This is a genomic window from Geomonas ferrireducens (genome assembly GCF_004917065.1).
GTDB lineage: Bacteria > Desulfobacterota > Desulfuromonadia > Geobacterales > Geobacteraceae > Geomonas > Geomonas ferrireducens.
On record NZ_SSYA01000002.1, the window covers coordinates 772,195 to 785,535 of the forward strand.

Consider the following 13,341-nt stretch of genomic DNA (forward strand, 5'->3'; position numbering starts at 1 on the left):
ATTATTCAGAAAATTGAATAAAAAAAGACGCCGCAAGGCGCCTGCATAGCTGGGGTAATGGCCCTAGATTCAAAGAGTTGTAGGAAAATTAATGATGGCGGGCAGAGGAGAAAGGGATGGGATTAGAGGGTGAAAAAAAATAAGAAAAAATAATTTTAATGTTAGCAGGGCTTATCCGGCTGGGTGATTTAACGCTCGAGCACCTCCCGCACCCTGCGCAGCAGCTCCAACGGCTGCACCGGTTTCATGATCAGCTCGCCCCCCTCCTGCATGCCGCGACTCTGGATGAAGTCCGCCGTGTAACCCGAAGTGAACAGCACCTTCGCGTCGGGGCGCACCTTCCTGATCTCGTCGAAGGCGTCGATGCCGTTTTTGCGCGGCATGATGATGTCCATCAGTACGAGGCCGATGCCTTTCTGGTGCATGGCGAAACGGTCGACGACCTCCTGTCCGTCGTCCGCGAGGATCACCTGGTAGCCGTGCTTGGTCAGCACCATTTCCACCAGGTTGCGCACGCTCGGGTCGTCCTCGGCGACGAGGATGGTCTCCGTACCGCTCGGAGGCTCAAGCTGCGCTACCTGGTCCTGGCCGAGGGAGGCCTCCAGCGCGACAAGGGGGATCTCGATGGTGAATGTCGTCCCGTGCCCTGGGGTGCTGCTTACGCGGATGCTCCCCTTGTGCTGCTGGATGATGCCGTAGACGATGGCCATGCCGAGCCCGGTCCCCTTCCCTACCTCCTTCGTGGTGAAGAATGGCTCGAAGATCCTGTTGCGCGTCTCCTCGTCCATCCCCTTTCCGGTATCGGAGACGATGATGACGGCGTGCGCCCCCGAAGCCCCCGCAGGCCCCGCGCCGGCTTCCTGGAGGCCGGTGGCGATGGTGAAGGTCCCCCCGCGGGGCATCGCGTCGCGCGCGTTGGCGGCCAGGTTGACCAGTACCTGTTCGATCTGGCCGAGATCGACGAAGACCGGGAGCCGCTCCGGAAGCAGCTCGGTCTTTAGCTGGATGTCCTCTCCGATAACCCGTACGAGGAACTGCTCGACCCTGTGGACGATCTCGCCGACATCGGTCTGCTGCGGCGCCATGGCCTGCTTGCGGCTGAAGGCAAGAAGCCCGCGGGTAAGCTGCGCGGCGCGCTCGCTCGCCACCGCGATCTGCTCGACCAGTTCCAGATGTTGGCTGTCGTCCGGCAGGTCCATCTTGAGGATGTTCGCATAACCGGCAATGACGGTGAGGACGTTGTTGAAATCATGGGCGACCCCGCCGGCCAGCTGCCCCACCGCCTCCATCTTCTGGGACTGGCGCAGTTGCTCCTCCATCTCCTGCCGCTCGGTGATGTCGGTGATCGCTCCGGAGAGGCGCACGGCCTCCCCCTCGGTGTTCCACTCCGCCTGTCCGCGGCAGCGTACCTTCAGGTAGAGCTCTTCCCTGGTCCTGAGCCTGAGCTCGAGGTCGAAGGGTGAACGCCCGGAAAAGTGCGCGTCGAGGGCATCCTGCACCCGCGCGACTTCATCCGGGTGCAGCCGCGAAAAGAAGGTATCCGCCTCGTTTACGAGCTCGTCGTCGGCAAAGCCTAAAAGCTCCTTCCAGCGCGGCGAATAGTAGTAGTCGCCGCTTTTCAGGTCCCAGTCCCACAGACCGTCGCTCGTGCCCCGTACGGCGCGGGAGTAGCGCGCCTCGCTTTGCGCAAGCCGCTCCAGGTTCTCCTTGAGTTCCTGGTTTGCGAGCAAAAGCTCGCCGGTGCGCTGCGCCACAAGCGCCTCGAGCGAATCGCGTTCCAGGCGCACGGCATCCTCGCTGCGCTTGATGCGCACCATCGCCTTGATCTGGGCAACGAGCTCCGCCTCGTCGATAGGTTTCGAGAGGAAGGCGTCGGCGCCGCATTCGAGCCCCTTGACGCGGCAGGCGGAATCGCTTCTATGCGCCGTTACGAGGATCACCGGGATGTGCTGGGTGGAAGGTATCGACTTAAGGCGCCTGGTCGCCTCGAAACCGTCCATACCCGGCATCTGTATGTCGAGCAGGATGGCGTCAGGCCCCTCCATGCGCGCCCGGCGGATCCCGTCCTGGGCCGACTGCGAGGTGATGAGACTCGCCTCCGGAAGGAATATCTTCAGGAGCGCTCCGAGGGTGAGCAGGTTGTCGTGGTTGTCGTCGATGGCGAGGAGCTTCATGTGGGCAGTTCCTCGCATGGTGCTGCCTGCTCGGGCGCGGTGAGCTGGGCGGGCGCCAGGTAACGCGCCACGAGTTCCTGCAGTTCCTCGGGCTGATACGGCTTGGAGAGATACCCCGCGCACCCGGCGGCAAGGGCCCTTTCACGGTCTCCCGCCATGGCGCTGGCGGTAAGCGCCACGACCGGGATGGCGGCCGTTGCCGGATCCCTTTTCAGGCGCTGCAGCACCTGGAAGCCGTCCAGCACTGGCAGATGCATGTCGAGCAGGATGAGCGACGGAAGCGACCGTCTCGCGGCTTCGACCCCGGCGGCGCCATCCACCGCCTCGATGATACGGTACCCGGTGCCGAGCACCGCCTTCAGGGTGGTCAGGTTGTCATGGTTGTCCTCGATCACGAGCAGCGAGCCGTCTCCAACCCAGCACGCCTCGGCGGGGACGGCCGGAAGAGAAAGCGTTGCAGCCTCCCCCCGAAAGAGCGTCACCGCACCCAGCATCTCGTAGACCCGGCGCAAGAGCTCCTGCAGTTCGACGTCCCCTTTTTGCACGAGGTGGCGCACGGCGAGCTCGCGCAGCCGGTCATGCTCCCCGGGAGAAAGGGTCTTCGCCGTCATCACGAGCACGGGAACCTCTTTGGTGAGGCTCGAGGAGCGTACCGCCTCCAGCACCTCGAAACCGTCCACCTCCGGCATCATGATGTCGAGGATGATCCCGTCGGGAACGTGGGTCTTCAGGTAGGTAAGCGCGTGCCTCCCACCGGAGACCGCGTCGACGCAGAAACCGGCCGATTCGAGCGCGAAGCGGAGCTGGATGGTGGCCGCCTCGCTGTCCTCGACGATGAGGATGCGCGCCCCCTTCGGCCCGCGCCGCTCGGGAAGTTGCCAGCCAAGCCGCGTCAGTGTCTTCACCAGCTCTTCGAGCACGACCTCGCGGTCGAGGGCGTTTTTGGACAGGACCGCGCTCACCCCGGAGGAGAGGCGCTGCAGCTCGACGGCCGAGAGCTCCTTCGAGGTGATCACCACCACCGGGATGTCGGCGGTGCTCTCGTTCGACCGCAACCGGTCGAGGACCGCCGCGCCGTCCATACCGGGCATGAGCAGGTCAAGGGTGATCAGATCGGGGTAGTCGGCAGCGGCGAGCTCGAGAGCCTCCGGCCCGTTCTCGGCCATGAGCACGTCGAGCCCCTGCTCCTTGAACATGGAGGCGATGAAGTACCGGTCAAACTCGCTGTCGTCGACGACGAGCACAAGGCGGCACCCGGCGCCGGCAAGCCGCGCGAAGGTCTCCATGAGCTGTTCCTTCCCTACGGGCTTGGCGATCACCCCGACGGCACCGAGGGCAACGCCGGTTTCCCGGTCCTCGGAGAGCGAGATGATCACCACCGGGATGTCCGCCGTCTCGGGATGCTCCTTGAGTTCCCGCATCACCTCCCACCCGTCCATATCGGGCATCATGATGTCGAGGGTGATGGCGAAAGGATGCCTTGCCAGCGCAAGCCTCAGCGCGTCGGGGCCGTTCAGCGCGGTCAGCGTCTCGAACCCCGCCTGGGCCAGGTGTCCGGCTATGAGCGATACCGCCTCGGGGTCATCGTCGACCACCAGGATGGGACGTCCCGGCACCTGGTGCGGCGGAGCCTGCGCAGGTGCGACCAGCGCGCTTTGGGCCGGACCTGCCGCGCGGCTGCAGTCAAGCGGCAGGCGCAGGATGAAGAGCGATCCCCGCCCCAGCTCGCTCGTAACACTCACGTCGCCCCCGAGAAGGCGCGCCGTCTTCTTGACGATGGCAAGGCCGAGCCCGGTCCCCTCGTAGGAGCGGGAGGTGGAGCCGTCGGCCTGGCGGAACTCGTGGAAGATGCTGTCCAGGTACTGCGGCGCGATGCCGATCCCGGTGTCCTCTACCTCGAAAAGGAGCTCACCCTCAAGCGGCATGAGCCGCAGGGTGACCGAGCCGTGCTGCGTGAACTTGACGGCGTTCCCCACGAGGTTTTGCAGCATCTGGCGGAGCTTCTTCACATCGACGACCATGGGGGGAACGGGCTCGGGCGCACGGAGCTCGAGCGCTATCTCCTTTTCGCCGGCCAAGACGGCGAGCCCGTCGACCACCTCGGCGGCGATCCGCTCGGGCGCCACTGCCTCGAGGTAGAGGTCCTGGCGCCCCGACTCGATCTTCGCCAGATCGAGGATGTCGTTTATGAGCGAGAGGAGGTGCTTGCCGTTTTTCTCGATGATGGACAGATATCCCTTCTCGTCCGAGGTGAGCCGCTCCCCCCCCTGGACCGCAAGGACGCGGGTGAGCGCCAGCACCGAGTTGAGCGGGGTGCGCAGTTCGTGGCTCATGTTCGAGAGGAATTCGCTCTTAAGCCGCGTTGCCTCTTCGAGGAGCTGCTTTTGCTGGTCCAGTACGCGGTTTCTGCGGGCGAGCTCGTCGGACTGCTGGGCGAGCTCCGTCGACTGCTGCACCAGTTCCTCCGACTGCTGGGTGAGCTCGGCGTTCTTGACGGCAAGCTCCGAGGCGAGGCGGTGCACGTCCTCTTCGGCAAGGATGCGGGCGTAGGCGGAGCCAAGGGGCATGAGCACCATCTCAAGGGTTTCATGCACCCACGAGGCGAAGGGCTTGTCGCAGGCAAGGGAGATGAAGGCGCAGAGTTCGCCGTCCACCTCGACCGGGATGGTCACGATCTCGGCAGGGACGATCTCGCCGAAAGGAGCGAGCAGGCGCAGGGACGAGCCGTCCGGTTCGGGGGCGTAACGGGTGATGCGCCGGGAAGCGAGCAGGATGCCGAGTTCCCCCTCGAGCCCTGCGCGGCTGTAGCGGCGCATTCTGGCACAGTCGGCGCCGATGGCGCAGGCGGGCACGAAGTGGTCCGCTTCGGCGTCCTTCACGAAGGCCGCCGCCAGCTTCGCCCCGGTGATCTCGCAGAAAACCGGGAGAAGGCGCTGGAAAAATTCGTCCAAGGAAGCGGCATCCACCAGACGTTCCGACAGACGCAGCATGGCGTCCTGAGCGGCCATCTTAAGCTGCAGCGTCCCGGCCATGTTGTTGAAGGCACCGGCAAGGGCGACCTGCTCCAGGGTCCCTTCCGGCTCTATCCGCACGGCGTAATCTCCACCCTGGATCTCGCCGGCCGCGTCGGAAAGCTTCACGAGCGGCGCGCTGATCCCCATGGCGAGCCGCCATGCGAAGAAAAAGACGAGGATGCCTATCAAGACGCTCAGCCCGTAGGTGAGGTACAACATCCGCTTGATGGGCGTGTAGATGTCGGTGGAATCCTGCTTGCAGACGAGCCCCCAACCGGTGCGCGGGATGTGGGCATAGGCGGATAGGACGTCGACGCCGCGGTAATCCGTGGTGCGTGCGATGCCGCTTTGCCCTGCGGCCGCCATGAGGGCCGGTTTCCCCTTGAGCCGGACCTTCAAGACGGAGTCCGGGAGGGAGCGCAGCCCGACCAGGGGCTGGGCGTCGCGGTTCACCAGCACGACTTCGCCGCTTTGCCCCATGCCGGTACGGTTCTCGGTGATGACGGAAAGAAGTTTGCGCAGGTTGTAGCGCACCACGACGACCGCCTTTACCGGGACCCCTTCCCCCTTGATCGGTGCGGCGAGGTCGAGGCTTGCACTCGCCTCGCTGCCGAAAACGTACGCCTCGCCGATGATGGGGGTCGCGTCGTGCAATGCTGCAGCGGCGATCTCGGGTCTCGCTATGCGCTGGCCGCGCCGTTCTGCATCGGTACTTAAAAGGATGGTCCCGTCCTCGGCCACGATGGAAATGTCGGACACCGGCTCGTATCCACCCTGGTAGCCGCGCAAGAGGGGAAAACTATCCCGGGCGCTATCGCCAAGGGCATTCCGCTCGGCTAGCAGCGCACGGGCTGCGACCTGTACCGTTCTCCCGGAGCTCACCGTGGTGACGTCGACGATCAGGTTGTCGAGGACCGAGTTGATCTGGTCCTGGCGCAGCGCGGTGACGGCCGCCAGCTTGTCGAGCATGAGCGAGGTGGCAAGCCGCACGCGCTGCACGTAGATCAGGGTGGTGATCATAGCAAGTGGCACCAGACAGAGGGTCGTGAACCAGAAGGCGAGGCGCCCCCTCAGGGTGGGGAAGAACGTTTTTTTCATTTGGCACCATCCGATGGATCAGAGCTGCGGTAATCAAACCTCTGCAGGGCGAAACGCTCCCCATCGGCCATCACCTTGCGCAGCATTTCATTGTCAAAGGAGTCGCGCACCCTGGACCAGGGGGTCGACTGAGGGATCTTCCCCGCCTGTTTCAGGAAGAGAAACTTTCTGTAGAGCAGCCCCTCTTCGCTGAGAAGGGCGGGGGATATGCGCGGGGCGGCCGGGATGTTGAGCAGATCGTTGCGTACGAGGCCGTTTACCTGGGGAGCGGTGAGCGGCAGAGCCCCCCCCTGGAACCGCTCCGCCGTGGAGATGGTCCACCCGGAAACCTGGTCGAGGTGCCCGGGCAGGCGCATCCACATGCAGGCGCGCGCTACCGAGGCCGCGAGCTCACGCACCTGCTCGGGGTGCTGTGCCACGAACTCGCGGCGCAGGCAGAGAAAGCCGTAGCTGATCCCCTTGTTGATCAAGTGCCATTCCGGATGTTGGGCCAGGGTGATGGTGGGCGTCGGTTCCCAGGCGCTGAAGGCGTCGATGCTTTCGTTGTCGAGCGCCTGCGCCATCTCGCTGACCTCCATCGGGACGAGCTTTATGTCGCGCTCGGAGAGCCCTTCGCTCTCAAGAGCGCTCAAAAGGGCGAAATGTGCAGCTGAACCTACGCCGGTGGCGACGCGTCGCCCCTTTAGGTCGCGCACGAGCATCGGACGTTTCGAGATGATGGAGGCAAAGCCCTGCTTGAGCTGGGCGACTACCACGAAATTACCGGTGGCAAGGGCCGTCAAGGTCGGCATGTCGGCGAAGATGCCGCCGTCGAGCTGTCTGGTCGCGAGGTAACCTGCGATGTCCTTTCCCTTGAAGAAGGGGTGCACCCTTAGCTCCATACCGGCCATGGCGAGCCGCTCCTCGAGCGTCATGTCGCGTGACAAAAGCTCGGCAACGGCAGCTTCCGGCAGGGTGATCGGTTGCGAGCCCAAGTCCATGACGGCGTCGCCGCCGAAGCGGTATCCCTGATACGTTGCGGCTGCCTTCCGCTCTTGCCCGGAGGGGGCACCCTCCTCCTTGGAGGAGCAACCAAAGAGAGACAATGCGATGAAAAGGGTGATCAGGAGACGACGAAACAAACTCTGCATCAGCTCCTCCCGGTCTGCTTCTTGCGGTAGAGGTTGCCGCAGTCGAAGATGCGATCCAGGTGCTGAAGATACCGATCAGGCACCGTTTCCGCCTTCCCGAGCATCAATACCCCTCCCTGGTTCAGGGCTCGGAAGAGGTTGTCGAAAACCTTCAAGTATCCCTCCGGATCGAGGTACATCAGGAAATTGCGGCAGGCGATGAGGTCGAACCCACCGAACAGGGATTCGGGCGGTGCATAGGTGTGCGGATCGAGGAGATCGTGCCGCGAATAGGTAACCATGGAGAGGATGGACGGATCGATCCGGTAGCCACCCCCGTCAGGAGTGAAGTAAGTATTCAACCGCTGCAGCGGCACTCCCCCAAGGCTCCCCGCCGCGTAGCGTCCACGGCGCCCCTCTTCCAGCGCGTCCTCCGCGATGTCGGTGGCGAAGATCTGCACCTTCACCTGATGATCCAGGAGCTTGGCGGTTTCGTCGATGATGATCGCCAGGGTACAGGCTTCCTCGCCGCCGGCACACGCCGCGGACCAGGCCCGGAAGTACCCGTTCCCCTGCAGCAGCATGGGAGGGATCACGTGGGAACGAAGAAGTTCGAACTGCAACGGGTCGCGAAAGAAGCTGCTGAACCGGATGCGCAGCATGCGGACGAGACGACACGGCTCCTCTGGGTCGCTCCGCAATAGGTCCAGGTAAGCCGCGGCATCGGAAAGCCGGAGTTGGGCGGTCCGCTCAAGGATCCTTCTTTCCACGAGCCCCTGTGCATAGGACCGGAAGTCCTCACCGAAATGAAGCGTCAAAAACTGGATAATCTCAGCTACCGTCTCACGCAATCAGGCCTCCAGAGGCTGCAGAAACGTGTCGGCAGACCGGCACGTTCCGAGGATTACATGGAATCAATGGGCAACTTCGTTCCGGCTATCTTTTACAGCGGTAACGAAGAAGAGTAAAAACGCCCTGACAGGCCGTCCCCTTCTTACGTTTCGGTAGGAAAAACTGTTACTTGAGGTGTAAGTAAAAGCGATCTTCACTTACACCTTTTTAGGAAGTAAAGTCAACGAGAATTGATACTGCAGACAATCCGCAAAGTATGTATATTTTCGGATACATGCGGTGTACTGAGAGCATAAGGTGGGGAAATGAAGCAGGCCGTCCCCTGCTCGAAGGCGGCCCCGAATTTCGCGTGCAGGTCTAGTCGGAAAGGGAGCGGCTGAAGCGTGGCTGGAGCACGCCATCGACCTCGACTTGTTCCAGAAACATCGCTTCCGGACGCACCCAAAGCCCACCCTCGCCGTAGAGCGGGCGGTACACCACCATAGGTTCATCGGTCTCACTGTGCCGCGCGGTTCCTATGACTTCGTAGTAGTTTCCCTTGTAGTGCCGGTAGCGGCCGGGTTCGACAGGCATGTCGCGTCCTCACTTTTCCATAGTCTAGAACGAAGCGTGTTCGGTTCGGGCGATGATCTCGTTCTGCAGTTCGCTTGAGAGATCGCAGAAATAGTCGCTGTACCCCGCGACGCGCACGATGAGGTCGCGGTGCTCGGACGGATTCGCCTGCGCGCGCTTCAGGGTCTCTACATGCACCACGTTGAACTGGACGTGATGGCCGTCCATCCTGAAGTAGCTCCGCACGAGAGCTGCGACGCCGTCGAGGCCGTTCGCGTCGAAAAGAAGCGTCGGCGAGAACTTGAGGTTCAGGAGCGTACCTCCGCTTCTGATGTGGTCCATCTTGCCGGCGGAACGGATCACCGCGGTCGGGCCGTTGCGGTCCGCCCCCTGCACCGGCGAAATCCCTTCGGAGAGCGGTGCGCCGCGCCTGCGCCCGTCCGGGGTGGCACCGACCACCGAGCCGAAATAGACATGGCAGGTGGTCGGGAGCATCTCGATCCTGTAGACGCCGTTTTTAGTGTTGGGCCTGCCGTCCACCACGTCGAAGAAGGCGTCGAAGACAAGACGCATGAGGTCGTCGGCGTAGTCGTCGTCGTTGCCGTACTTGCGGGTCTTGTTCCAAAGCCGCTGGCGCAAAGGCTCCTGTCCGGCGAAGTCAGCGTCGAGCTCTACCACGAGTTCGGCAAGGGGGAGCGCCTTCCGCTCGAATACCTGCTCCTTTATCGCGGAGAGCGCGTCGGTGATGCTGCCGATCCCGACCCCCTGGATGAAGCTGTTGTTGTAGCGTGCGCCCCCCGCGTTGTAGTCGACGCCGCGACTGATGCAGTCGTCGGTGAGGACGGAGAGGAACGGTGCGGGCATGGCGGAGGCGTAGATCATCTCGATGAGCCGGTTGCCCCGGATCTTTATGTCGATGAAGTGGGAGAGCTGGGCGCGAAACGCCTCGAAGAGCACCTCGAAGCTTTCGAAGCTCTCCGCCCTCCCCGTTTGCGGGCCAAGCTGCCTGCCGGTCATCGGATCGACGCCGTCGTGCAGGGCAAGCTCCAGCATCTTCACGAGGTTGAAATAACCGGTGAGGATGTAGGCCTCCTTGCCGAAGGCCCCCACCTCGACGCAGCCGCTGCAGCCGCCGGCGCGGGCGTCGACGAGGGTCTTTCCCTGGCGCAGCTGTTCCTCGACCACGGCGTCGGCGTTGAAGATGGAGGGGAATCCGTAGCCGTTACGCACCACCTTCAGGGTGTGCTTCAAGAAGGCGTCCGGGGACTTGCGCGAGAGCTGCACGTTGCTCGAAGGCTGCAAAAGGTGCATCTCGTCGATCACGTCGAGGATGAGATGGGAGACCTCGTTGGAGCCGTCGGAGCCGTCGGGAAGAAGCCCACCCAGGTTGATGTTGGCGAAATCGGTATAGGTGCCGCTTTCCGCGGCGGTCACGCCCACCTTCGGGGGGGACGGGTGGTTGTTGAACTTGACGAAGAAGCACTCCATGAGCTCGCGCGCGCTCGCTTCGGAGAGCGCCCCGCTTTCGAGCCCTTGCCGGTAGAAGGGATTCAGGTGCTGGTCCAGGTGCCCCGGGCTGAAGGCGTCCCACCCGTTCAACTCGGTGATGACGGCCAGGTGGCAGAACCAGTAGGACTGCAGCGCCTCCCAGTAGTCGGTCGGCGCGTGCGCGGGGACCCAGCGGCAGTTGGCCGCGATCCTCAAAAGCTCCTGTTTGCGCGCGGTGTCGCTGGTTGCCGCGGCCATGGTCTCGGCGAGCTTCGCGTGGCGCTCCGCGAAGAGGATGACCGCGTCGCACGAGATATCCATCGCTACTAGCTGCTCGCGTCGCGCCCAGGCATCGGGGTCGGCGGCGAAGTCGAGGGCGTCGATCGCCTGCGCGATCTCCTTCTTGAAATCGAGGAGCCCCTTGCGGTAGATCTTGTCGTCGAGCACCGTGTGCCCCGGGGCGCGCTGCTCCATGAATTCGGTGAAGATGCCGTGGCGGTACGCCTCGTGCCACTCCTTGGGGAGTGCGGCGAAGATCTTCTCGCGCAGCGACCTCCCTTCCCAGTAGGGGATCACGGTCTCCTGGTAGATCTTCAGGCACGCGTCGTCGACCCGGTACCAGGTCTTCTCCCGGGAATCGAGGATGCGCAAATCTTCAAGCGAGTGGCAGGTGAGCTCCGGATAGGTCGAGACGAGCTTCGGCGCCGCCCCCCTCTCCCCGACCACCAGCTCGCCCTCTCCTATGTAGATCGTCTTCTTCTCGCAGAGGTGATAGAAGGACTTCGCGCGCATGACCGGGACGGACCAGCGCCCCTCGTTCTCGCGGTAAAACTCGGTGATGAGCAGCGCGCGCTCGGCGGAAATGGCCGGCTCGGCGGCGAGACTTTCCTCACGCAAACGTTCGGTTCTTCCGGTCATCTATACCCCTCCTATCTGTATATCCAGGCCCCTGTTTTTAAAGAGCAGGGCGAAATGCTCCATCGTTTCCGCGGCGGGCGCCTGCGCCGTCGCAGCCTCTTTCGGTGCCTTTTTACCAAGTCGCGCCGGTTTCGCCGACCAGCTGCCGTGATATGGGAGGAGCCAGACCTGGCGTACCCCCGCCGCCCCTGCCGCAAGCTCCGCCAACGCCTCCATCTCCTGAACGCTGTCGTTGAAACCGGGCACCACCGGGATCCTGATCCAGATGTTTTGATGCACCCGTCCAAGCGCCTCCAGGTTAGCCAGGATGGCGGCGTTGCCGGTACCGGTCCCCCGCAGATGCAGGCCATTGTCGGCGCATTTCAGATCGAAGAGGAAGAGATCCACGAGCGGGGCAAGATCGATGAGAGGTTCGGTCGGGCAGAGCGCTGCGGTGTCCACGGCGGTATGGATGCCGTGGGCGCGGCATCTGGAGAGGAGTTCCTTTAAAAAGGCGGGCTGGCAGAGGGGCTCACCTCCGGAGAAGGTGACGCCGCCGCCTGAGTCTTCGAAGAACATGCGGTCCTTAAGGACCTCTCGCAGCACGTCGGCAACCGTCGTTTCCCTGCCGATAACCTCGCGGGCACCGGTCGGGCAGGCCTCGGCGCAGGCCCCGCAGTTGCTGCAGGCGTTACGCGGTCTGAGCCCCTCGTGGCACGCAAGCAGGCAGGCGTCGCAGGAGATGCAGCGGTTCTGGGAACAGGCGATTTCGGGCGTGGCGGCGTGGCTCTCCGGGTTATGGCACCACCAGCAGCGGGCGGGACACCCTTTGAGGAAGACCGTGGTCCGGATACCGGGCCCGTCGTGCAGCGAGTAGCGCTGCAGGTTGAAGATCACACCACTGCTCATAGCTTGGCCGCGTCCCCCGACTAAACCACCCGGATCATGAACTCGGGACAGGCCGCCCCGCAGTAGCCGCACAGGATGCAGGCCTCGTCGTCGACCCGGGCCTTGCCGTCCACCATGGCGAGCGCGTTGTTGGTGCAGGCCGGGACGCAGGCGCCGCACCCCTTGCAGAAGGCCTCCATGATGGTGAGCTTGCGCCGCCTCCCCTCGAGGGTGCTCCAGAGCTCCTCGTCCGCGCGCCCCTCGTGGAAAAGGGCGAGGTTGCCGTCGATCTCGGCCTCGGAGAGCATGCCGAGCGCGATGCCGTGCACCCCTTTGAGGTTCAGCACGAAACGGAGGCTCTCCCGCGCGGTCGAGATGAGGTTTCCGCCGGCGAGCGCCTTCATGGCGTAGACCCCCTTCCCCGCGGCGGAGCACGCGGCGATCGCCTCGGCCATCTCTTCCTGGGACCCGTCAATGATCCCCATGCCGGTGCGGTTGATCAGGGGGTGCACTACTTCGATCTCGGGATGCGACACGGACTTTTTTATGGCGGCGACGAAGTGAGAGGAGAGACCTACGTGGGCGATCTTTCCCTCCTCCTTCATGCGCACCAGGGTCTCGATCACATCCGGACGCTCGACGAAGGGATCGGCGACCCGCGCGCCGTGCAGGTGCACGATGTCGAGGCGTTCGAGACCCAACTCGTTGAGGGCGCGCTCCACGTGGGCGCGTGCCCCCTCAGCCGTGTTGGCGTGCGTTTTCGAGGCGATGAAGACCTCGCCCGTGTAGCCGTCGATGGCGCGGCGGATGTGCGGGTAGGTCTGGTACAGCTCGGCGGTGTCGAGGAGGTTCACGCCGCGCTCGAGGGCGTAGCGGATCAGGCGTCCACCCTCGTCAGGAGAGAGGGAGGCCTGCAAGGGGCCGAGGGGAAGCGTGCCGAAAACGAGAGGGTTGATGCTCAGACCGGTACTGCCAAGCGCTACTTTCTTCATGCGTCTCCTGCTCCTGATCAGTAATGCGGGGGTGGCTCTTCTTCGGAGGGGAGCCTCGTCTGCGAGCTCATGCCGCGCAGGTGCTCCTTGATGATCTTGAGTTCCTTGGTGAGCTGATCGATAAGGGTCTGGTGCCCGGTCACTACCTCGTTCAGTTGATCGATCACGTGACCTTGATGCATGATCAGCATCTCCATGTCGGTCAGACGCTGTTCCATAGTATTTCTCCTTCAGTAGCGGTCACCGTCCGGGCAAAGCGTCACGGACCGGCAAAGTT

9 protein-coding genes are annotated in these 13,341 nt (G+C 63.4%); all 9 read right to left on the minus strand.

Annotated features, from left to right (window positions below; genetic code table 11):
* Positions 1-188: 188 nt before the first annotated feature.
* Positions 189-2,192, minus strand: coding sequence for a response regulator (locus tag E8L22_RS12215; RefSeq protein WP_246044629.1), 2,004 nt, complete (start codon positions 2,190-2,192; stop codon positions 189-191).
* A complete protein-coding gene (locus E8L22_RS12220) occupies positions 2,171-6,286 on the minus strand; it encodes a response regulator (protein WP_136525440.1) in 4,116 nt (1,371 codons plus the stop codon). The genes E8L22_RS12215 and E8L22_RS12220 overlap by 22 nt, the downstream gene beginning before the upstream one ends.
* A complete protein-coding gene (locus tag E8L22_RS12225; protein WP_136525441.1) occupies positions 6,283-7,416 on the minus strand; it encodes an NrtA/SsuA/CpmA family ABC transporter substrate-binding protein in 1,134 nt (377 codons plus the stop codon). The genes E8L22_RS12220 and E8L22_RS12225 overlap by 4 nt, the downstream gene beginning before the upstream one ends.
* Positions 7,416-8,246: a CheR family methyltransferase gene (locus E8L22_RS12230; protein ID WP_136525442.1), complete on the minus strand. Its 831-nt coding sequence runs from the start codon at positions 8,244-8,246 to the stop codon at positions 7,416-7,418. Before E8L22_RS12230 ends, E8L22_RS12225 begins: the two co-directional genes overlap by 1 nt.
* A 358-nt stretch (positions 8,247-8,604) precedes the next feature.
* Complete coding sequence (locus E8L22_RS12235; protein ID WP_136525443.1) at positions 8,605-8,820, minus strand: DUF1653 domain-containing protein; 216 nt, start codon at positions 8,818-8,820, stop codon at positions 8,605-8,607.
* 24 nt (positions 8,821-8,844) lie between these two features.
* On the minus strand, positions 8,845-11,205 hold the full coding sequence (gene hypD / locus E8L22_RS12240; protein WP_136525444.1) for a trans-4-hydroxy-L-proline dehydratase: 2,361 nt from the start codon (positions 11,203-11,205) through the stop codon (positions 8,845-8,847).
* Positions 11,206-12,093, minus strand: a complete 888-nt coding sequence (locus E8L22_RS12245) for a glycyl-radical enzyme activating protein (RefSeq protein WP_136525445.1) — start codon at positions 12,091-12,093, stop codon at positions 11,206-11,208.
* A gap of 20 nt (positions 12,094-12,113) precedes the next feature.
* Complete coding sequence (locus tag E8L22_RS12250; RefSeq protein ID WP_136525446.1) at positions 12,114-13,064, minus strand: aldo/keto reductase; 951 nt, start codon at positions 13,062-13,064, stop codon at positions 12,114-12,116.
* Positions 13,065-13,081: 17 nt separating this feature from the next.
* Complete coding sequence (locus E8L22_RS12255) at positions 13,082-13,282, minus strand: SlyX family protein (protein ID WP_136525447.1); 201 nt, start codon at positions 13,280-13,282, stop codon at positions 13,082-13,084.
* Between the last annotated feature and the right edge of the window lie 59 nt (positions 13,283-13,341).

What these genes read in the sequence shown, in the direction of transcription:
- E8L22_RS12215 (WP_246044629.1), bottom strand. Translation starts at nt 2,192, where the DNA reads ATGCGAGGAACTGCCCACATGAAGCTCCTCGCCATCGACGACAACCAC.
- E8L22_RS12220 (WP_136525440.1), bottom strand. Translation starts at nt 6,286, where the DNA reads ATGAAAAAAACGTTCTTCCCCACCCTGAGGGGGCGCCTCGCCTTCTGG.
- E8L22_RS12225 (WP_136525441.1), bottom strand. Translation starts at nt 7,416, where the DNA reads ATGCAGAGTTTGTTTCGTCGTCTCCTGATCACCCTTTTCATCGCATTG.
- E8L22_RS12235 (WP_136525443.1), bottom strand. Translation starts at nt 8,820, where the DNA reads ATGCCTGTCGAACCCGGCCGCTACCGGCACTACAAGGGAAACTACTAC.
- hypD (WP_136525444.1), bottom strand. Translation starts at nt 11,205, where the DNA reads ATGACCGGAAGAACCGAACGTTTGCGTGAGGAAAGTCTCGCCGCCGAG.
- E8L22_RS12245 (WP_136525445.1), bottom strand. Translation starts at nt 12,093, where the DNA reads ATGAGCAGTGGTGTGATCTTCAACCTGCAGCGCTACTCGCTGCACGAC.
- E8L22_RS12250 (WP_136525446.1), bottom strand. Translation starts at nt 13,064, where the DNA reads ATGAAGAAAGTAGCGCTTGGCAGTACCGGTCTGAGCATCAACCCTCTC.
- E8L22_RS12255 (WP_136525447.1), bottom strand. Translation starts at nt 13,282, where the DNA reads ATGGAACAGCGTCTGACCGACATGGAGATGCTGATCATGCATCAAGGT.